Source organism: Rhodopirellula bahusiensis (assembly GCF_002727185.1).
Lineage (GTDB): Bacteria > Planctomycetota > Planctomycetia > Pirellulales > Pirellulaceae > Rhodopirellula > Rhodopirellula bahusiensis.
In genome coordinates this window covers 1-20,684 of record NZ_NIZW01000006.1, presented here as the reverse complement: position 1 = coordinate 20,684, position 20,684 = coordinate 1, and the positions used below count along the sequence as shown (strand labels likewise).

Genomic DNA, 20,684 nt, shown 5'->3' with positions numbered 1-20,684 from the left:
CGACACAGCCGACTCGGGGTGGCTGTTTTTTTCCGCTCGTCGATTGGGATTTTCTTTCATGCCGTTTCTCTCCGGTAGCCTTTCCTTTGAACGATTTCGCGTCAAACAATTTGAAGACGGCCCCTTTGGGCAAGAACACATCGAACGGATGGCGGAGAACGTGGCGGGCCGAACGGAAACTGCCAACGAAGAAAACGTGCACCTAGGTTTTCTTGGCGGCGATCACCTTTTCGATCAAGATTTTGATCTCGCGAAAAACATCATCGACGATGCCGTCCACTTTGGTGTTCGTGTGGACACCAACCAGGTTCCTTCTGTGATCAAGAAGGCTTGGTTGTCGATGGAACTGGCGGCGCTGAGCCGCGAAAATCCGGGCGGGAAACCGACCAAGTCGCAACGCAAAGAAGCCAAAGAAGCGGTCGAACAACGCTGCGAGAATGAAGCGGCGACGGGCAAGTATCGCAAGTTTCAGCAGCACGCATTGTTGTGGGATTGCAGCCGCGATTTGCTGTATTACGGCGGAACCGCAGGCACCGGCAGCGGTCACTGCATCGATTTGCTCGAACGAGTGTTCGGGATCGAATGCGGTCACATCGGTGCCGGCGTCGTGGCTCAGGATTGGGCTCGCGACAACGATCGTTACTCGGAGATGGATGACGTGATGCCATCCAGTTTTGTCAGCGGCGAAGCGTTCAGTGGCGTGGCTTGGGCGAACGAGCACTCGCAGTCACCCGACTTCCTCGGCAACGAATTCTTGCTGTGGTTGTGGTGGATGTTGGAAACCGAGACCGACACGATCGAAACGTTCGACGGAACCGAAGTCACGTTGATGCTGGCCAAGACACTGTCTTTGGAATGCCCGCTGGGCGACTCCGGCAAAGAGTCGATTTCGGCTGAGTGCCCGACGAAGTTGCCCGAAGCGATGCGAGCGATCCAGAGTGGCAAGTTGCCTCGCAAAACCGGCATGACGCTGATTCGCGAAGGCCAGCAGTTCGACTTGACTTTGCAAGCCGAAACGTTTGGGATCAGCGGCGCTCGGATTCACTTGGACGAAGACGATAATGACTTCGGGCCGGAAGATCGCATTGAAGCTGTGCGAACGCTCAGCGACACAATCGACGGGATGTTCCACACGTTCTGTGATCGCCGGACCAGTGAAGCATGGTCGGCCGATCTGAATGGCATGCGGGGTTGGCTTGCACCAACCCAAGCGGCCCGGAAATCAGCGGCCTGATCAGAAGGAGTCGGCTTCGATGACTTCGTAATTGGCTCGGGTCACCAACGCGTGGTAGACCTCTAGGTCGATGAACTGCGAAAGCATTCGCACCGAACCGTCACTCAGGACGAATTGGGCACCGGCAGCGTGATAGCTGCTGAAGTCTTCAAAGTGACCAACATCGCTGTTTGGCGTGTGGTCGGCGGCACCAACGATTCGCGAGGCCGCAGCGTTGGCTTCGGGGATTAATCCCTGCCAAATCGAACCGCCCAATCGACTGTTCCGTTCGCCGACCATCACAGTCTGGCTAAGGCCGTCCAAGACGTCGCGAAAGCGGTGTCGGCTATTGCCGTAGAACAGCCCATCGCCGTGATACATGTCTTCGTGGATATCAAACGTCCCGAACACGCCGGCGTAGTTGCTCTTTGCAATCTTGAAAAGAAACTCGTCGCCATCATCGACGTTGTGGCCGTGCTCGTGTTCATCGTCGTGGTCGTCGTCATCGTCGTCCGTTGAGCTCGCGTGATCGTGTTCATGTCCATGGCCGTCACCATGAGATTCGGCGATGAAGAACAGCGTTTCGAGTGTATCGCTGGGGCACATGTAGGCAGGGATCGATGATTCGCGAGCTTGTTGGTTCTCGTCTTCTTCGATGGCCATTCCGAATTGGATGGTGTCGTAGATGTTTCCGCTTTCAATTTGCGGCGTGATCGCGGCGGCCCAGCCCCAGCCGGGTTCGTGGTGGTCGATGTCGTCGGCCAGCCAACCGCTGGGCAACTGATTGAAGATGCCGTGGTAGTTGTGCAGGGCGATGCCCATTTGATGCAAGTTGTTTTGGCAAGACATCCGGCGGGCAGCTTCGCGGGCCGCTTGGACGGCGGGAAGCAGCAGGCCAACGAGGACACCGATGATCGCGATGACGACTAGTAATTCAACGAGTGTGAATGCGTTTCGCTGCGAGGATCCGGCAGTCGAACGATGGCTTAGGGTCGCGTGCGCACGTGCAGCGGGGGAGGAGAAGTTTGGCATGGAATGAGACCTGAAAATGAGAGCGCAGTGGCTCTCGAAAGAAGACGGTGAGTTTGCGTTACAGTGAAACTGGTTTTCACCGCAACCCAGAACGGCAGTTTTCAGGTCAAAGAAGGTGGGCCGCGAGTGTACGGACGCCAGCAATCTGCCGAGTCTTCAAAGGTGGTCGATTCGATCCGTTGATTGGCTGTGCACCGAACGGTTTCGCGGTGGACGGACACCGCAATCGGGCTTTCGGCCAGCGTGCGAGCGTTGCACAACGCACAAAGGTCACCGCATTGATGAGCGTGCTGGTGGTCCGAAGCGATCTCTGCGGACGGCAGGCTCGTCTCCCAAACCAGCAGTTCTTCCGAGCAACCTGGCGGCAGCGGTGCGTGCTGGACCGCGTCTGCAGAGCTCGAATGTGAGCAACATTCAGTGACATTCTCAGGCGAGTGCGTGTGGGAGCAGTCGTCGTGGACGCCGACATGCGGATGGGTGGAATCGCACGTCGCCACATGATGGTGGGCGGCTGGCAAAAGCCAGCCACCGACCACATAAGCGATCAAAGCGATTCGACGGACCCAGAGTTCCACGCGGTTCCAAATATTTGAAGTTGTTCTTTCTTGTTGGCGATTTTTTCGCCAAACGGACGCATTCTGTAGCAATTACAGAATAAACCAGCTCGCGGTTCAATGCGAATTTAGCAAACTTCTCGCGAAGTTTAGCCTGAATACAGCCGGGATCACCAATCCAAAGGTGCTTGCCAGGCCGATTTCGCGGTTGCGATGTCGGTCTCCAGCACCACGGCGTCACCGTCACGGACGGTGAATTTGTCGGAATCGGTGACTTGTCCCAGACGTGTCAGGCTGATGCCCGCGTCCGCGAAGACCTTGGACAGGGCGTCGGCTGATTCGGGGGCACATTCGATCAGGAATCGTGTATTTGATTCGCTGAACAGAACTTCCGTTGCCGACAATGCCGCCGCGGTGAGCACACCGTCGTTGGAGGGTTGCTCGCGAGAAACGGTCGCGAGGTCGAGTTCCATTCCCAATCCGCCAGCCAATGCCATTTCGACCGCGGCGGCCGCCAAGCCACCTTCGCAAAGGTCGTGGCACGAGCGGACCAGTCGTGACTGGATCGCTTGGTGGACGGTCGCGAACGTTCGTTTGGCCAGTTTCGCGTCGACTTCTGGGACCGCACCGCCGGGTTCGTTTTCGACCAAGCCGTAGTGCGAGCCACCGAGTTCACGATGCGTGTCGCCGACCAGGAAGATCACGTTGCCGGCTTCCTTCGCGTCCATCGTGACTGATTTGCTGACGTCATCGATCTGGCCCATCGCACTGATCAGCAGGCTGGGCGGAATCGCGATGGTTTGCTTTTCGTTGTTGTCATCGAAGAAGCTGAACTCGTTGTTCAAGCTGTCTTTGCCACTGACGAAGGGCGTGCCCAGCGTGACCGCGAGGTCTTGGCAAGCGATCGCGGCACGGACGAGCGACCCAAGCGTTTCGGCTCGATCGGTGTATCCCCAGCAGAAGTTGTCGAGGATCGCGATCTTGGAAGGATCGGCTCCGACCGCGACCGCGTTTCGCATGGCTTCGTCGATCGCCGAAGCGGCCATGTGATACGTGTCGAAGTCGCCGTAGTGCGGGTTCATGCCGCAACTGATCACCAGCCCACGACGGCTGGTCAGTTTGGGACGCACAACGGCGGCGTCGCCGGGTCCATCGCATTGTGGGCCGACCAAAGGTTTGACGACGCTGCCCGCTTGGACTTCGTGATCGTACTGGCGGATCACCCAGTGCTTGCTGGCGACGTTGTAACTGCCGAGGATTTTCAGCAGGGTTTCGGAGTTGGCTGCGGCGTCGCGATCACCGATCGACAACGGTTTGGCTTGAGGTGGTTCGTATATCGCATCGCGAATCACGGGCGGACGTCCGTCGTGCAAGAACGACATGGCGACGTCGCCGACCGTTTGGCCGTGGAAGTTCAATTGCAGTCGGCCGGTTGGAACAAAGCGACCGATCGCGGCGGCTTCGACGCCTTCGCTTTCGCACAGTTCTCGCAGTTCGTCCCAGCGTTCCTGTGGAACGGCCAAGACCATTCGCTCTTGAGCTTCGGAAATCCAGATTTCGGTGTAAGTCAGACCGTCGTACTTGAGCGGGGCTTTGTCGAGCCAAACTTCGGCGCCGAGTTCTTCACCCATCTCGCCGACGGCACTGCTGAAGCCACCCGCACCGCAGTCAGTGACCGCGTTGTACAAGCCGCGATCGCGAGCTTGCATCAGCACGTCGAGGACCATTTTTTCGGTGATCGCGTTGCCGATTTGAACAGCACCGCCGGACAGCGATTCGGATTCGCTGGTCAGTTCCGCACTGCTGAACGTCGCCCCGTGGATTCCGTCTCGTCCGGTGCGTCCGCCGACCGCGACGATCAAGTCATTGGGTTTGACTTCCTTGTCTTCCATGCCAACCGGAATGATGCCGACGTTGCCGCAGTAAACCAGCGGGTTGCCGAGATAACGCTCGTCGAAGTAGACCGCGCCGTTGACCGTGGGGATTCCCATTCGGTTGCCGTAATCTCGAACGCCGGACACGACGCCTTGAATGACGCGGCGTGGATGCAGCACGCCAGGTGGCAATTCTTCGGGCGAGACGTCTGGCGGAGCGAAGCAGAACACGTCGGTGTTGCAGATCGGTTTGGCTCCCATGCCCGTGCCCATTGGGTCACGGATGACGCCACCGATTCCGGTGTTGGCTCCGCCGTAAGGTTCGAGCGCCGACGGGTGATTGTGCGTTTCGACTTTGAAGCACACGTGGTCTTGTTCGTCGAACGTCACGATGCCCGCGTTGTCTTTGAACACGCTGACGCACCAGTCGTCATCGCCCAGGGAGCGACGAATGGTTTGGGTCGCTTCAAAGATCGTTTCTTTGAGCATGTTGTTGTACTGGCGTTCGTCACCGCCGGGCGTGCCATCGGCACCAGGACCCTTGTAGTGGATTCGACCGGCCAACGTTTTGTGGCTGCAGTGTTCCGACCAAGTTTGAGCGACCGATTCGAGTTCGATGTCGGTTGGGTCGCGTCCCAGTTCGACGAAGTGATCGCGAATGGTTTGCATCTCGACCAGCGTCAGGTAGAGCTGGCCTTCCTTGGAAAGCTTTTCCAGTCCGGCGTCGTCCAGTTCTCGAATCGGCACGTGCACCAACTCAAATTCGCCTTCGGATCCGACATCCAAACGGTCCATCATCAACGGCCCGATCACAAACGCTTCGATGGAATCGTTTGAGAGGGCGCGGCGGCAGATCGTTTCCAGTTGAGCTTCGTCGACGCCGGCGATCCAGAATTTGCGGAACGTCTTGACGGTGCTGCCTTCGACACCGCGATCGGCGAGCGCGCCTTGTGTACTGGCAGCGACCGGATCCATCACGCCGGGTTTGGGCATCACGTGCACCAGGTGCGGTTCGGATTCGATGCCGCGTTCAGCCAACAACTCCATCAATGTTTCCGGAGCTTCGGACAAGTCCGCTTCGACCTGCGAAGCGTCTTTGCCAGGATGCCCAACGACGACCGATTCGGTGATGGAATCGGCCAGCAAAGTCGATGCAATTTCGCTGGCAGAAGCTTCGTCGATGTCGGCTTGGATCAAGTATCCTCGTGCGGCGGCGATCAGCAGGTCGTCGCCCAATCCGAGTTCATGGATCTCACGAGCCGTTTGTTCGCCGAGTCGATCAACTTGACCGGGAGCAGGATGAATGTCGATTTGCCAAAGCGGCATGATGCGAAATCAGAGAATGAGGATGGAGACGGAAAAGGATCCGGCAAGCTTGGCCGCGGGTGGTCGCGGTTAGGTTTGAGCGGATTGTCGAATTTGTTTGGCGGTGTCGAGCCAGGTTCGCAGGGCAGCGTCGTCGCCCTGGTTCACGATGGTTTGCAGTGTGTCCAAGTCCGACCGGGATTGTTCGATCGCACTCAGGATCGCGTCGCGGTTTTCGGAAACGATGGCGGTCCAAAGGTCCGCATCCCCCGCCGCCACACGAGTGGTGTCCAGCCAACCGGTGCCAACCAGATCAAGCATTTCGCGAGTGATTTGGCGTGCGGCGAGCGACGACAGCAAGTGTGGCAAATGAGACGTCAATGCCAAGGTGGCATCGTGCTGTTCGGCCGGCATCGTGACAATTCGTCCGCCGGTGGCTCGCCAAAATTCGGTCGCGGCGGCGACGTGTTGCGGCAGTTCTTCGCCGCTGGGCGTGATCACGATGGGTTTGTCGTCGAAAAGGTCCGCTCGTGCGTGCTCCGCCCCGCTTTTTTCGCTTCCCGCGATCGGGTGAGCCGGAACGAACTGTTTCGCCGACGCCGTCCCCAATAATTCGCGGACCAAACCGCCTTTGGTGCTGCCCACGTCGGTCAACGTCAGCTCCGGAAATTGGCCCGCAAGTGTCTGGGTCAGCGAGGCGATCCGGTTGACTGGCGTGGCGATCACGGCCAAATCACAGCCATTCGCGGCGGCATCGGGGGTCTCGAAGACTTCATCGACGATGGACCGATCCAGAGCCAATGCGCGAGTTTCAGGCGATCGGGCGCAGGCGGTCAGTCGCACTGATGGCCAACGTCTGCGAATCGACAACGCCACACTTCCACCCAACAACCCCAAACCGATGATCGCAACGGATCGGCAGGAGGGCTCGGGCATGGGGCTGGATTCGATGGAGGCCAAAGGGCGTTTGCTGCACAGGTTTCGATGGCAACGGGGGTCGACGGCAGAAGAATACCGCACAACACCCACCGTTCCCATCGGTGGTAGTCAGACGTTTTTGTAGGAGACGTCGTCTTCGCCAGTGTTTACGTCGGGGGTCGCCAAGTCGCTGCGTCTTCCGTCCGCACGGTGTCGCAAAGGGATCGCAGAGATCAAGCGGATGGTTGGACGCGGTTTGCACGTATCGAAATGCGGGGCAGCTCAGGCATGAGAAGATTTGCGGCGATGAGGAAGAGCACGGACGCCTCACGCGTCATCTACAATCTGACTCCGTGAGAACTTTTTCGTTCCGGTCGAACGGTTCGATGATTTGCATCTGACGTCAAACTGTTTGTCTTTCGCGACTTGAATGTCGTTGCCCTTTCGAAGTGTTGAGTCCGTGTCCGATTACAACCCCTTCACTACGCCAGTCGAAGAACCGGAAGACTTGGTTATCATGTCGGAGACTGGACCGCAGACCCCAACAGCGATTCGAATTACAACTTTGATTTTCAGCGTCGGTTGCTCGTTCGCACTTTCATTTGCCGCGGCGATCATGTGCTCGTCAGGTGCATCGGCGGAGAGTGGCTATGTCGCTCTCTTCGTCGCGTGCGTCGTTTCACCCGTTGCGAACGCGGCTATCGGTGCGGCTTGCATCGGGATGTGTGCGTTGGGGGGATGGTATCGCGAACCGACCGCAATTTTGGCGACCCTGGTCGCGCCGTTTCTGTCGATCGGATATGTCTTTTACCAAGCAATCACATCGCTTTCCTTTTATGCCTGCTGACAACGGTTGGTCCCGTTGCCAGACGCGACGGACGATCTGGAATCGTGATATATTCTGACGTGTGTCAAACGGTCGATGAACCAACTCGCATCAGAGGCATGGTTGTTCCGATGGGTGCACAGCTTCCGCTGAATCGAAACGAACGTTGTTCCAGGGCGGCGATACCAGATACGGTGTCACCATGGCTCGCGGAATTGGTTCGCGAAGAGCTTCTTCCCGATGAGACGATTTTGTGGGCGGAGACACCGAAGCCGCAATTCTTCACTGGGACCTCGACGGCGACGTTTGGGTTCGCTGTCGTGTGGACGGCGTTCTCTTTGTTTTGGGTTGCCAGTGCTTTGGGATTCCAGGTGCCGAACTTTGATCGCGGAGTCGACTTCTTTGCATTGTTCGGAGTTCCGTTTGTCCTGATTGGCTTTGCTCTGTTAGCGACCCCAATCTGGACCTATCGCAACGCTTTTAAGACCGTTTATTTGTTGACCGACCAACGAGCGATCACGTTCGTTGGAGGATTCCGGATGACGATCCGCAGTTTCCATCCTCGTGAGCTTCGGACTGTTTACCGGAAGCAGTCTGCCGATGGGTCGGGGGACGTGATCTTCAACGCGAAACGTTGGACGGACTCGGAAGGAACCAGCCACTCCGAAGAGATTGGGTATCTAGGAATCGCGGATGTGAAATCCGTCGAGCAACTTCTCAAGCAAATGGTTGAGTCTCATCGTCGCCAAGCCGAACGCAAAATGACGACACGCCGAAGTCGTGAGGACGAGTGAGTCTTGATCGGGCGGCGATGAAGCGGTTGAAGCGAAACGTCGGTCGACCGGCAGCACCCCACTGTCTCCAACGAATGCCGCGTGCCGGTAATCATTGGCGGAGATGTTTTTCGTCCGAATGAGCTTCAATTTCGTGCGAAGTTCAGCGATCGCGTTGGATGTTGGCTAGGATGATTCTTCGAGACGGGCGGGCACGTTGCTTGCCACCCGTCTCGGTCCCACCCCGTCATCCTACCTGATCTCTTCCGTCGGAGAATGCCATGTTCCATCGGCAATGTTCCCGTTTGTTGCTTGCTGCCTTGTTCTTGTTGGTTGCCTCGCCGGCACACGCTGAAACAGATACGTCCAAGCAGAAAACGTCACGACCGCACATTGTCATGGCGTTCGCCGACGATTGGGGCTGTTACGCGAGTGCCTATGCAAGGCATTTCCCTGGCACCGCCAACGAAGTGATCTCGACTCCCAAGTTTGATTCGATCGCACGCGATGGTGTGTTGTTCACCAACGCATTCGTGAGTGCACCGTCTTGCACGCCTTGCCGAAGTTCGCTGATGTCCGGCCAACCGTTTTGGCGATGCGACAAGGCTTCGATTCTACTCGGTGCGGTTTGGGATTTTTCGTTGCCCGCTTACCCGTTGTTGTTGGAAGAATCTGGGTACCGGATCGGACACACCTACAAAGTCTGGAGTCCCGGGCGTCCCGGCAACGCACCGTTTGGTGGATCCCGCACCGCATCGAACAAGGCTGGATCGAAGTTCAACGGGTTCTCTCAGTTCGTGATGAAAGCCAAGGACCGTGACGCCGCGAAGGCGAAGCTGTTCGAAGAAGTCCGCCAGAACATTCGTAACTTCCTTGACGCTGATAACGATGGAAAGCTCGATGGTGATTCACCGATTTGCTATTGGTTCGGACCCACCAACACGCACCGAAAGTGGATCGCCAAAAGTGGCAACGAGCTGTGGGGGATCAACCCGGATGACTTGAAAGGCAAACTGCCCGCGTACCTGCCGGATGTGCCCGAAATTCGTGAGGACTTTGCCGACTACCTCGGTGAAGCGATGGCGTTTGATGCCGCACTGGTGGTCTTGGACGAAGAACTGCAACGACTTGGCATCGCCGATAACACGCTGTTGGTTGTCAGCGGTGATCACGGCGTTCCCGGTGTCTCGCGTGGCAAATGCAATCTGTACGACTTTGGAACCCACGTGCCGCTCGCGGTCCGTTGGCCAAACGGAGTCGAGCATTCCGACCGCGTCGTCACTGACTTTGTTTCGTTGCCCGAATTGGCGACCACGTTCTTGGACGTTGCCAGTGTCGAAGCTCCCGCGACCATGATCGCTCGTCCAATCACTTCTCTGTTGACCAGTGACAAATCTGGTCGCATTGATCCTTCGCGAGATGCGGTCTTCACAGGCCGAGAACGGCACGTCGCGACGGCTCGTGATGGGGCCAAGCCTTATCCGCAACGGGCCATCCAATCCGACGATTGGTTGTACATCATTAACTTCGAACCCGAGCGAACGCCCATGGGCGACGGTCCCGAAATCGATGCAAGCGACAGTGAGTTCCCATTGGAGGAACAATTGCGTGAGAGCACTTTCGCGGCCTACGCAGACCTCGACGCCAGCCCAACGAAGGCGTTCGTGACATTGAATCGCGAGAAGTTTCCCGAAGCGTTTGAGTACATGGTGGGCCGCCGACCTCGTATCGAGATGTATGACCTGAAGTCCGATCCGGATTGTTTGAACAACCTCGCGGGGCACTCGGATCACGCGAAAACCGAGTTGCAGCTGAACCAACGCTTGATCGGTGAGCTCAAACGAACCGGCGATCCTCGAATGAGCGAACCGGTGATGTTCGAACAGGGTATGTTTGTGGAACCGGTTGGCCCTGGCAATAAAAAGAAGCAGTCCGCCAAGGCGAAGAACAAAAAATGAACTCGCTGGAGAAGTCCCGATGAAACGAACGATCTCACGCCAATCCGGCCATCTGCTTTGGTCCTTCGGTTTGGCCGTCGTGTTTCTCGGGTTCTCCGCTTGCAGGAAGTCCACGCCGGTCGATGAAGTGTCGATCAGCGACAGCGGTGTGGCATTGCAAATTCGCGAAACCCCTGCGGTTGATTTGCCTTGGTCGCAGTGGCGTGGTCCCAGCATGGATGGGCACGCCGACGATGCCACGCCGCCAACAACCTGGGACGAGTCCACCAACATCGCTTGGCAAGCCGACATCCCAGGCCGCGGTCACAGCAGCCCAATCGTGATCGGTGATCAGGTTGTGCTGGCAACGGCCGACGATGCGAGGCAGCAACAGATGCTGATCTCGTTTGACTTGGAATCGGGAGCCGAAAAGTGGAGACGAGTGATCCACGAAGGAAACTTCCCGGCTGCTCGAGAAGTTCACAACAAAGCCACCAACGCCAATGGCACTCCCGCTTCTGATGGCGAGTTGATCGTGACCGCGTTCCTCAACCAGGAACGCATCTTTGTCACCGCGGTCGATCTGAACGGCGAAGTGGTTTGGCAAACCGACGTGGGAGCTTTTGCTTCGAAGTTCGGTTACGCCCCTTCACCGGTTCTGTACCAGTCGTTTGTGATTCTCGCCGCGGACAACTTTGGGGGTGGTTACTTGGTGGCATTGGACTTGGAATCTGGCGAGGTCGCTTGGCGACGTGCTCGCGGCAATGCCAGCAGTTACTCCAGTCCCATGATCGCGAACGTCGGTGGCACGGATCAGTTGTTGATCAGCGGCGGCGACCGTGTCGCCAGCTATGATCCTGCGACCGGCGAGCCACGTTGGGAGACTTCCGCGATTGCCGAAGCGACTTGCGGCACGATTGTGACGGCGGGTGATCGAATCTTTGCCTCGGGTGGTTACCCCGACAAGCAAACGGCCTGCTTCTCCGCGACGGGCGAGGAAATTTGGTCGGACCGCACGGCTCTCTATGAACCGTCCATGGTGACCAACGGCACCAGTCTGTTCGGTGTCACCGACAACGGCGTTGCGATGTGTTGGTCAAACGAAGACGGGAGCGTTCAGTGGAAAAAACGTTTGGGCAACAATTTCAGCGGGTCGCCCGTGCTGGCGGGAGGCAATGTTTACGTGTCAGATCTGTCAGGCAACCATTACGTTTTTTCTGCCAGCGGTGACGACTATCAACTGATTTCGAAGAATCGTCTCGGATCAGATTGCTACGCCAGTCCCGCGGTTCTGGCGGACTCGTTGTTGCTGCGAATTGGGTTTGGCGAAGGTGATTCGCGAAAAGAACGATTGGTTAGAATCACGGAAAGTCTTTGAGTTTCGAAGCAGGGATCACGGCAGCGACGATCGGTCCCTCGCTCACGCATCGGATTGTGATTTTATTGTAGGTTGGCCACTCTTGGCCGACATCCACCACTCTGACGGCCAAGAGTGGCCATCCTACCTTGCTCTGCACCCTGCTCTTTTGACCCGATCCATGAACATGATGTCTCGCCTAAGCTGGGCTCTTCCGGCGTTCTTGATTGCCATCGCGCTATCGCCATCCTCTTTCGCGGAAACGCCAACGAAAGAGCATCCCAACGTCTTGTTCATTTACTTGGATGACTACGGTTGGCGTGATGCCAGTTTCATGGGTTCGGATTTCTATGAGACGCCGAACCTGGATGCTTTGGCCGAACGAGGCATGGTGTTCTCGAATGCTTATTCGTGTGCCGCGAACTGTGCACCGGCGCGAGCCAGTTTGCTATCGGGGCAGTATTCGCCGCGTCACGAAATTTACAACGTCGGAACTGAGCGTCGCGGCAATCCGAAACACGGAACGCTGAAGCACATTCCAGGCACCGACGTTCTATCGAAGAACATCCAAACCTGGGCTCATCGAGTTCAGCAGGCCGGCTACCAAACGGGCATCATTGGCAAGTGGCATCTGAGCGATGATCCGTTGCCTTACGGGTTTGATATCAATGTCGCGGGAACGCACGGCGGCAGTCCACCGAAGGGCTATTTTCCACCGCATCCCAAGGTGCCTGGGTTGGAAGACGCGAGCGACGACGAGTACCTGACCGATCGTCTCACGGACGAAGCCATCCGGTTCATCGAAGACAATCAGAAACGTTCTTGGTTCCTTTACCTGTCGCACTTTGCTGTCCACACGCCGTTGCAAGCCAAGCCGGAATTGGTTGCCAAGTACAAGGCGAAGCAACCAGGCACATTGCACGATCACGCGGTGATGGCGGCAATGATTGAGAGCGTCGACGAGGGAGTCGGGCGTTTGGTCGATACGCTGGGCGAGCTTGGATTGAAAGAGAACACCGCGATCGTCTTCACCAGCGACAACGGCGGATACGGACCAGCGACTTCCATGAAACCGTTGCGAGGCTACAAAGGCACCTACTATGAGGGCGGCATTCGCGAACCGTTCTTCGTGACTTGGCCGGGCGTGGTGGATGCGGGGACGAAGTGCGATGTGCCCGTGATCGCATCGGACTTGTACCCAACCTTCTGCGAAATAGTTCGGACGACGCTTCCCGCCAACCAGCCGCTTGACGGTGTGAGCTTGATGCCGTTGTTGACCCAAGATGGGATGATTGCCAATCGAGCTTTGTTCTGGCATTTCCCGGCTTACCTGCAAAGCTATTCTGCGACGGATGGCCAGCGAGATCTGCTGTATCGAAGTCGCCCGTGCAGCATCATTCGCGATGGTCGTTGGAAGCTGCACGAGTACTTCGAAGACGGAGGATTGGAATTGTATGACTTGGAAACAGACCCGGGCGAGTCGAACAATTTGGCGAGCACCAATCCGATCAAAACACGGGCTCTGCACAGCAAGCTGGCGAACTGGCGAAAGCAAATTGGGGCTCCCGTGCCGACCGAGTCCAACCCCAATCACGATCCGGCAAGCGAAGCCAAAGCGATGCAACGAGCTGCCCGCAAGGCTGCTAAGCGGTAGGCGGCTGTTGGATCATTGTGCTGAGAATTTCCTCGCGATGCTATTGTCGGGCTCCTGTTGGATTCCATAATCATTGGGCAAGGTTTTCATCCCGGGTGGGGATGAAGCAAGACAGAAGCCGGAAGAAGAGCTGCCTCCGCTGTCGGAGCCTCAACACGGACCAATTTGCGGTTCAGGCGAACGCCCAAATGGCGATGTGATTTTGTCCGTTCGAGCGGTGATTCTTTTTATGGTGGTCGTGAAAGCGATCGCGACATTCCAACTCATGGTTCTTTCTCTCCCTCCGCACGATTTCGCGTTCCCGGCCTCGTTGCCGAAACGCACCAGCGTGTTTGGACGGGTGGGCGTGATCGTCGCAGTTTGGTTGGTGGCTGGGTTGCAGTTCCTGCCACCCGCGTTGCCACCCGTTTCGGTCGCGAAGTCAGATTCGCTCTCTGCCGCCGTTTCGACGCTTGAGAATGTCTCGGTCGAACGTCCCATGGCGGTGGGATCGGAACGTGGTGCCGCTTCGCTGGCTCAGGCGTTCAAGGACGCCCGCGAATGGTCGGGGGCCTTGGATTCAAGTGTGCCGGATCGTTGCAGCCAAGCAGCTCGTTTGCTGTTTGCATGTGCGCTTGAATCGCGTGCTTGGGCAAGCGTTGGCGAAGGGGATTCTCTCGTGAACTTGCATGTGAGATTGCAGATTTAGGACGCCTTCGGGTTGGTCTTCGATCTGTTTTTCTTTTGCAATGTTCTTACTGAGAGTTTTGTCGATGTCTGTGCGCACATCCCATCCTGTTTCTTCCCCTCCCGCAGTTCAAAAACAACCTGCCATACCGAATCGGACGCCTGAATTGCCGGCGGCGGTCAAGTCCGTTTCCAGTCTTCTTTCCAAGCGTGACTACGAAGGCATCATCCGCCGGTTGCACTCGGCAGGGAGGTCACCCGCGATTCGCAACACGCTGGGCGTTTGCTTGATGCGATTGGGGCGGAAGGAAGAGGCTTTGTCTGTGTTTCGTCAGTTTGTGCTGTCCTCCAACGGGTTCTTGGAACGGTCGGAAGTATCCAGTGCTTGCAAACGCAACTTCGCGACCGCGCTGCTTGTCAACGGGTTGGTGGGTGGAGCGTTGGATGCGCTCAACCAGTCCGGTGATCCGGATCACCCACGTGCGATTGAGTTGCGAACCTGTCTTCAAGATTGGGAGCGTTCGCTTTCTTGGTGGCGATGGCTGGATTGGAAGATCAATCGCATTGTGGCCAAGGACTGCCAAGTGCCAATGAATTTCGAGCCTGGTGAGTTCGAGTTCGAAGTGTCGTGACCGACGACACGCATGCGGTCGTCGAAGGGCGATCTAGCTTCTAGCTAGTCGCTAGTCGAAAAGAAATGCCGGACCGCTTGAAGGCGGTCCGGCATTTGGTTCGTTTCCGTTGCCCCGAATGAACGGGACGCGAGAGAATCGACTACATGTCGATTTCGTAGCCCTTGCGACTTTCACGCGAGAGGAACGAATTGGCTTCGTCATCGCCAACGATTTCACGTTTGGTTGGGTCCCAGTTCAATTCGCGGCCCAAGCGGATCGAGATGTTGGCCAAGTGGCAGGTTTCGAGCATTCGGTTGTGGGTCCAAACGTCCGAGATCGGTTGTTTGCGTGAACGCATGGCTTGCACGAAGTTGTCCGTGTGATTGGCCGCGACGGGACCACCGTAGACATTTTCAATGGCGTCTTCGGGCAGCGGGTTGGATTCCAAATCTTCGACTGGCTTTCCAACGATCTTGCCGCGGTTGACGAAGAACCGGCCCTTGGTGCCTTCGAACATGATCCCGTTGTCGCCTTCGCTTGTGATCACCATCGGGATGTCGCCGGGCATGTTAGCGTGGATCTCGAACTTGGTCGGCGAGTTGTATTGATCGCTGACGGTTGGATGGCCATCTTTGTAATCGACGGGCAATGAGAAGCTAACCGGCGTGATCTTGCTGGGGCCTGACTGATCGGCACCCAACGCCCAGGTGGCGATGTCGACGTGGTGAGCACCCCAGTCATTCATCTGCCCACCGGAATACTCGTACCAGTTCCGCCAGGCGTAATGGCAATTGGTGTAAAGCGGCACGCCGCCGCCGTATCCCTTTCGCATCTCAGGCAAGGCCCGGTAAGGAACCTTGGGGGCTGGGCCGAGCCAGAAGTCCCAGTCCAGACCTTTGGGCACATCAATGGCGGGGATCACTGGTGAGCCGGTCGCACCGTTGATTCCGCAGGTGACTTTTCGGATCTCACCAATTCGTCCATCGCGGATCATCGCGATCGCTTGAAGGAAGCGTTGGTTGTTTTCGGTCCGCTGCATTGTTCCGACTTGGAAGACGCGTCCGGTTTGTTTGACGATCTTTTCGATCAGCTTGCCTTCGTCGATCGTCAGCGTCAGCGGCTTTTCGCAATAGACGTCTTTGCCAGCCAACATGGCTTCGACGGAGATCTTGGTGTGCCAGTGGTCGGGTGCTGCGATCATGACCGCGTCGATGTCTTTACGCTCGAGCAGCTTGCGGTAGTCGGCGTAGCCCTCGGGTGCCTTGCCTTGTGCTTTCTTTGCTTTCTCGATGTTTTCTCCCAAGACGTTCGCATCGACGTCAGCCATCGCGGCGAAGTCAGCGTACTTGAACGACTTGTTGGTGATCGTCCAGCCTTGGTTGCGAAGGCCGATGGTCGCGAACACGGGACGTTCGTTGGGCGATTCCTGTGCGTTTCCGAGGCTGCTCGTTCCGGCAAAGTAGCCAGCTGCGGTGGCGGCACCGGTGGTTTGCAGGAAGTGACGCCGATTAAGTTTTTGACGGGCTGACATTTAAGACCTCGTGGGGAAATACGACAAATAACGTCGGAAGTGGAAAAGAAAAGTTAGTTGGAATCGTCTAGGTTTTGGGACTGAAAAAGCTATTTGCCCAAATCTTTGAATCGTTCGTACTTTTGGTTCAGTGGGTGAGCTTCTTTTTGACCGTCGATCATGTTCGCCGTCCATTCTGACAAACGCAGGCCGAGGCGGCGGCATGCTTCTTGGACTCGTTCTTCGTCCGGACCGCCGGCGGAGATCGCGCCGTAGTGAGCGGAAAACTTGATTCCGGTGTAATCGGTCAGCCCAAAGACCAGGAATCCGTAGTTGATCAGGATGGACATCAGAGCCATGCATGTCCATTCTTGCCCGCCGCCCCAGGCACCGGCTGATGTGAAAACACAGCCAATCTTGCCGTCGCGTTTGCCCCAATTTTCAATGGGTTGCTCGTCCCACCAACGTTTCATCTGCCAACTCAGAGTGCCGTAATTCGTCGGCGAACCCAGTGCGATGCCGTCGCACCAATCCAAATCCGTGTGGTCGGCGTCGTCGATGTTCCTGAGCCGAACATCGGCTCCATCGAGTTGCCGAGCACCCTCGGCGACCAGTTCCGCCATTCGATGCGTATTTTGAGTGTTCGAATGGTAGAGAATCAGGACTTTGGGCATTGGCGATTGCAGACAAGGTTCGAACGAGCGGGAGTTACCCGCGTGTGCGGCCGCGAATCATCCCCGCACAATCCGCTGATTGCGGGGGAAACTCGGTGGGGAGTCGCAGCGGGGGCTGGGTCCGCGTTGTGGCAGTCTAACGCAACCTGATTTCTCCTAGTAGTCCTGTGGCCGATGACCGACGGGGCGATCCGGAGCATTGACGAACGCAGTTGTTCTAAGAGGCTGTGCCGTTTCAACGGAGCTAGCCAAGCAGGATCAGCGATCCAGTACCGCAACCGGTTGGTTGGGGACAGGAAGCACGATGGTCGTGGCGTAGCTCGTGAAGTCGAACTCATCGGACTTCTCGTCGATCGCGGTGTGGTGAGCCGCGATCAGGTGGCGTGTCGCTATTTGAGGGACGAACGTGGCTTGGCCGGATTCATTGGTCGCGAATTCGTAGTTGGGGTCCCGCTCGCCTTGCAGAGTTTCGCCTTCGGGGATGAAGCTGACGACGGCGTTTTGGATTGGTTTGCCGTGATGCAGGACCGTGACCGTGATCGGTTGACCAGCGGCAACTTCGCTGAACGGGCAAGTGTTGAGCACCATCTCAAAGGGCAATCCGACTGGCGTCTCGTGTGTGTGACCGTCGATCTTGGGAGCGTCCAGAGAATCGCTGGCCAGCACATAGCTTTTCGCGGTTCGAATGCTGCGGATCGATTTGCCATGGTTCATCACCCGATCAAGTTTCTGAACGAACTGGTGCACTCCGGGCTGGGTCAGCGTGACCGGCGTAGTCCAGTAACCTTGCTTTTCAGCCGACGCGGAGGTGAAGAGTTGAGGTTTCAAATCGGAACGCTTTCCATCAGGGCCGATGTGTTCCATCGACGTCCAGTCGAGTGTCAACAAACCGGCCAACTTGAAGTCGCGATGGTGGTTGCCGTGATTGCCTAATCGCAGGTCGACGTGCACGACTTCGCCGGTGCGAACGATTGGTGAGTTGGTTTGGATCCACGTGTCGTGAGCGGATGCCATCGTGGGGAGAAGAAGAGCCAAAGCGAAAGTCAGGTTTCGAAAAGTTGTGTTCATATTCAGTTGCAAGTGGAAAGAGAATGCAGAGTTGTCAAAAGGAAGTTTGCAGTGACTTGGTCGATTCGTTTCGCGATGGAGGTCGCTGATCGATTCATTGTCGGCGTCACATTCGCCGTGTTGAGCGACAAAGGGCAACTTGTCACGTCGTGGATAGCGAACATGCAATCGCCGCAAAAGGGATAGGTTTTGGAGGACTCATTTCGGCGGTTTGGTTTTCGCAATCTCATCTCAGAATGCCTCCAAGACTTCGCGGCCGTTTCGAGTGCCGAGAGCTCGCCATGTTTCCAGGTTGATGCTTTCGGTGATGAAGCCAACGCTGCCGTCGCAACGAGCAACGTGAACACCGCCAGGGTGATTGCTGCGGGTGCCGAAGACTCCCCAACCACAACTGCCCATGTCGGGGATCAGGCTTTGCGGTGGGTGATAGTGGGAATAGCCAGTCCAATATTCGCGACCATTGATCCATCCCGCGCCGCGATGTCCAGCCCAGCCGCGATGCAGTCCGCTTCCGCGAACATAGGCCTCCATTTCATTGGGATTTTCCGGAAGGAAGAATCCGGTGAACCCTGGTGTGGTGGGCGGCATCGAGCGACTGATGAAAGCACAGGTCACATTCATCATCACTCGTTTTCGTAGATGCGGTTCGGTGGGCTCGGCTGGGGCTTGTTCCGACAGACCCAACAAGTGTTCTGCGAAAGCTGCCGTGTTGCTCAGGCCGTCGAGGATTGATTCGAAACCGACGTTGGAGTTGATCCATAGAATGCCATCGGTCGTTCTCCGCGAGTCATACAGCGTCCCGACGCCGGTGCCAAAGTTCATGCCATAGTTGGTGGCGGAGTAAGCCTGGGTTGGGCCGCTCCCTGAAAGCGTGGTGACAAAGTATGTCCGATCATGGTCTTCGCTGGGGCAGGTCAGCATCGGCATGGCAGTCTTGGCTGCGGTATCGTGTGGCGTGACAAGTTGCCCTGGGCAGCAACCCACGTGCAGCGGACGGTCAAAGTGGATCATGTCGAGCATGTTGCCTTGCTCGTAGAAAGGAGCCATCTGGGCGAAGACCGAAAAGTTTCCCGCGGTGCTGGTTCCATTCGTGTAGTTGGCGGGGATTTTTCGGTGGGTGCTTTCGTAGTTATGCATCGCGAGCGTGATCTGTTTCAGGTTGTTGCTGCACTGCATGCGACGGGCGGCCTCGCGAGCGGACTGGACCGCAGGAAGCAGCAGCCCAACCAGGACGCCGATGATGGCGATCACAACCAGCAATTCCACCAAAGTGAAACCGCGTTGCGGTGAATTGTGTCGAGAGATGTTCATGGGAGATGAATGATTTCGTATTGGGGTGAGTCGTTGTTGGGTGGATGGATCGGTGCGCGCACCTTCCCCGTGGATCCAACCGAGCCGTTTTGAAGCTCAGTTCATTCGAAAGTGGGGTGGAGTTCGAAGGTCATTTCGAATCGGTGCAATCCGACGTCGAGTCAGTCGTCCTCGGCAATGCGAGGACGCTCCCGCGTCAGGGACGAAGACAACACTGGTGTGAGGAGCGAGCCTTCAACCACCAACGCGGCAGCGGTGATTTCTGCGCCAGTCCAATCGCTTCTTCAGCGACAGCACTGTGAGCGCAGCAACGAACCGGATTGCAATGCGAACAGGATTCACGCGTCCGAACGTTCCGGTGGAACGATCGGTCACGCGAGATCACTGGTTAGGGAACCGGCGGTTCGGGACAGAGGCTCACCACCGACGCTTGTTCGTCATACAGACTCAAGCGGAACAGCAGTGGCGGAGGAGAAAGGTTCAGCTCGAAGGCTTGAAAGTCCACAATGGCGCTGGAGAATAGACTCCAGACCATCTCAATGCCGTGACATTTCGCAGCGTCTTGCAAGCGAACCAAACGAATTGAATCGGAGGCGGATGAGGAGGCAGGTTCATCGCAACTCGTACCGCCGCAGCAGGACGCTGTTTTGGGGTTGGATGACGAGCAAGTGGAGGCGTCAGCGGATTGGCAAGATGTGGATTGGCAAGTCGCGGAACGCTGACGCATCATCGCGGAGAATCCTGGGGGCGGACCCGGTGAATCGGGGCCGCAGCAACCACCGGCGACGCAGCTTGATGCCGTGTCTTGCGTGGGGGCGTCCGCGATTTGGTGGAGCATTTCATCCACGCGAGCGACCAGGAAAGCTGGCGGCGTGACGTTGTTTTCGGCCGCCCACTGCAATTTCTCGAAGTCAGTGTGGCAGCAGCATTTGTCCCAGCAGTATTCAGCGGACGAACAGCCACAGGGGCAGGATTCGCAGGGGAATCGGCCCTCTTTTTCGGGCCGAGGTGCGGTGAGGGGCAGTCCAACCATGCCACATCCCAGCACCAACAGCAGCGTCAAGCTGACGCCGCGTCGTAGCAGGGAAGATCGGAACTGTCGAAAGAGAAACAAAACGGGTCGATGCCTGACTGCGTGCCAAATCTGGCTCGCTCCTCACGCTGAGAATGGTAAACAAGCCCTGCCTTTGGGGCAATCACCAACGTCCAGAATCGAATGCGGCGACCTGCCGCACGAAGTCGAGTTACGGCGGCCCCATCCGGGGCGGAATGGATAATCGCTTTGGGTTGCCATCTCGGGGCTGACACCCTTGTCTTTACCCACAAGTCTCGTTCGTCTTGTGAAACACTTGGTTGAATTTTATCGTTTTTCAGCTTTGAATTCTGGTCGGGAAACTC

Annotated in this window: 18 protein-coding genes; 9 read left to right on the top strand and 9 right to left on the bottom strand. The window is 57.0% G+C overall.

The features are described 5' to 3' along the window. Window positions 1-58 precede the first annotated feature (58 nt). The gene (locus CEE69_RS07975) at window positions 59-1,234 is read left to right on the top strand and encodes a hypothetical protein (RefSeq protein ID WP_099260202.1); all 1,176 of its coding nucleotides are present in this window, start codon (window positions 59-61) and stop codon (window positions 1,232-1,234) included. On the opposite strand, the gene CEE69_RS07970 is transcribed toward CEE69_RS07975, so the two are convergent. The 4 genes from CEE69_RS07970 to CEE69_RS07955 all read right to left on the bottom strand — a co-directional run bounded on the left by CEE69_RS07970 (window position 1,235) and on the right by CEE69_RS07955 (window position 6,914). Beyond that, a complete protein-coding gene (locus CEE69_RS07970; RefSeq protein ID WP_099260201.1) occupies window positions 1,235-2,245 on the bottom strand; it encodes a DUF1559 family PulG-like putative transporter in 1,011 nt (336 codons plus the stop codon). Window positions 2,246-2,346: 101 nt separating this feature from the next. Continuing rightward, on the bottom strand, window positions 2,347-2,820 hold the full coding sequence (locus CEE69_RS33105) for a hypothetical protein (RefSeq protein ID WP_233215035.1): 474 nt from the start codon (window positions 2,818-2,820) through the stop codon (window positions 2,347-2,349). Between the two features lie 149 nt (window positions 2,821-2,969). Next, entirely contained in the window at window positions 2,970-5,999 is a 3,030-nt protein-coding gene (gene purL / locus CEE69_RS07960) for a phosphoribosylformylglycinamidine synthase subunit PurL (protein WP_099260200.1), read from the bottom strand. A 69-nt stretch (window positions 6,000-6,068) separates the two neighbouring features. After that, window positions 6,069-6,914, bottom strand: coding sequence for a prephenate dehydrogenase (locus CEE69_RS07955; RefSeq protein WP_233215034.1), 846 nt, complete (start codon window positions 6,912-6,914; stop codon window positions 6,069-6,071). A 442-nt stretch (window positions 6,915-7,356) separates the two neighbouring features. Here CEE69_RS07955 and CEE69_RS07950 point away from each other — a divergent pair, with 442 nt between their 5' ends. The 7 genes from CEE69_RS07950 (at window position 7,357) to CEE69_RS07920 (ending at window position 14,741) form a co-directional block, all read left to right on the top strand. Continuing rightward, the gene (locus tag CEE69_RS07950; RefSeq protein WP_099260447.1) at window positions 7,357-7,743 is read left to right on the top strand and encodes a hypothetical protein; all 387 of its coding nucleotides are present in this window, start codon (window positions 7,357-7,359) and stop codon (window positions 7,741-7,743) included. 173 nt (window positions 7,744-7,916) lie between these two features. Further along, on the top strand, window positions 7,917-8,516 hold the full coding sequence (locus CEE69_RS07945) for a hypothetical protein (protein WP_233215033.1): 600 nt from the start codon (window positions 7,917-7,919) through the stop codon (window positions 8,514-8,516). Window positions 8,517-8,776: 260 nt separating this feature from the next. Continuing rightward, window positions 8,777-10,453, top strand: coding sequence for a sulfatase family protein (locus CEE69_RS07940; protein ID WP_099260198.1), 1,677 nt, complete (start codon window positions 8,777-8,779; stop codon window positions 10,451-10,453). A 19-nt stretch (window positions 10,454-10,472) separates the two neighbouring features. Next, window positions 10,473-11,810: an outer membrane protein assembly factor BamB family protein gene (locus tag CEE69_RS07935; RefSeq protein WP_099260197.1), complete on the top strand. Its 1,338-nt coding sequence runs from the start codon at window positions 10,473-10,475 to the stop codon at window positions 11,808-11,810. Window positions 11,811-11,976: 166 nt separating this feature from the next. Beyond that, a complete protein-coding gene (locus CEE69_RS07930; protein ID WP_233215032.1) occupies window positions 11,977-13,443 on the top strand; it encodes a sulfatase in 1,467 nt (488 codons plus the stop codon). A 265-nt stretch (window positions 13,444-13,708) separates the two neighbouring features. Continuing rightward, window positions 13,709-14,131: a hypothetical protein gene (locus CEE69_RS07925; protein WP_233215031.1), complete on the top strand. Its 423-nt coding sequence runs from the start codon at window positions 13,709-13,711 to the stop codon at window positions 14,129-14,131. Window positions 14,132-14,195: 64 nt separating this feature from the next. After that, complete coding sequence (locus tag CEE69_RS07920) at window positions 14,196-14,741, top strand: tetratricopeptide repeat protein (RefSeq protein ID WP_233215030.1); 546 nt, start codon at window positions 14,196-14,198, stop codon at window positions 14,739-14,741. A 142-nt stretch (window positions 14,742-14,883) separates the two neighbouring features. Here the strand turns inward: CEE69_RS07920 and CEE69_RS07915 are convergent, their stop codons facing one another. The 3 genes from CEE69_RS07915 to CEE69_RS07905 form a co-directional block, all read right to left on the bottom strand. Then, window positions 14,884-16,254: a Gfo/Idh/MocA family oxidoreductase gene (locus CEE69_RS07915; RefSeq protein ID WP_099260196.1), complete on the bottom strand. Its 1,371-nt coding sequence runs from the start codon at window positions 16,252-16,254 to the stop codon at window positions 14,884-14,886. A gap of 89 nt (window positions 16,255-16,343) precedes the next feature. Continuing rightward, the gene (locus CEE69_RS07910) at window positions 16,344-16,907 is read right to left on the bottom strand and encodes a flavodoxin family protein (RefSeq protein WP_008659051.1); all 564 of its coding nucleotides are present in this window, start codon (window positions 16,905-16,907) and stop codon (window positions 16,344-16,346) included. A 258-nt stretch (window positions 16,908-17,165) separates the two neighbouring features. Further along, a complete protein-coding gene (locus tag CEE69_RS07905) occupies window positions 17,166-17,975 on the bottom strand; it encodes a DUF4198 domain-containing protein (protein WP_099260195.1) in 810 nt (269 codons plus the stop codon). 51 nt (window positions 17,976-18,026) lie between these two features. On the opposite strand from CEE69_RS07905, the gene CEE69_RS33465 reads away from it, so the two are divergent. Then, on the top strand, window positions 18,027-18,161 hold the full coding sequence (locus CEE69_RS33465) for a hypothetical protein (protein ID WP_261341336.1): 135 nt from the start codon (window positions 18,027-18,029) through the stop codon (window positions 18,159-18,161). A gap of 45 nt (window positions 18,162-18,206) precedes the next feature. Here the strand turns inward: CEE69_RS33465 and CEE69_RS07900 are convergent, their stop codons facing one another. Then, entirely contained in the window at window positions 18,207-19,286 is a 1,080-nt protein-coding gene (locus CEE69_RS07900) for a DUF1559 domain-containing protein (protein ID WP_099260194.1), read from the bottom strand. A 388-nt stretch (window positions 19,287-19,674) separates the two neighbouring features. After that, window positions 19,675-20,400 (bottom strand): hypothetical protein, encoded by a 726-nt coding sequence (locus CEE69_RS07890; RefSeq protein WP_099260192.1) that lies wholly within the window; start codon window positions 20,398-20,400, stop codon window positions 19,675-19,677. Between the last annotated feature and the right edge of the window lie 284 nt (window positions 20,401-20,684).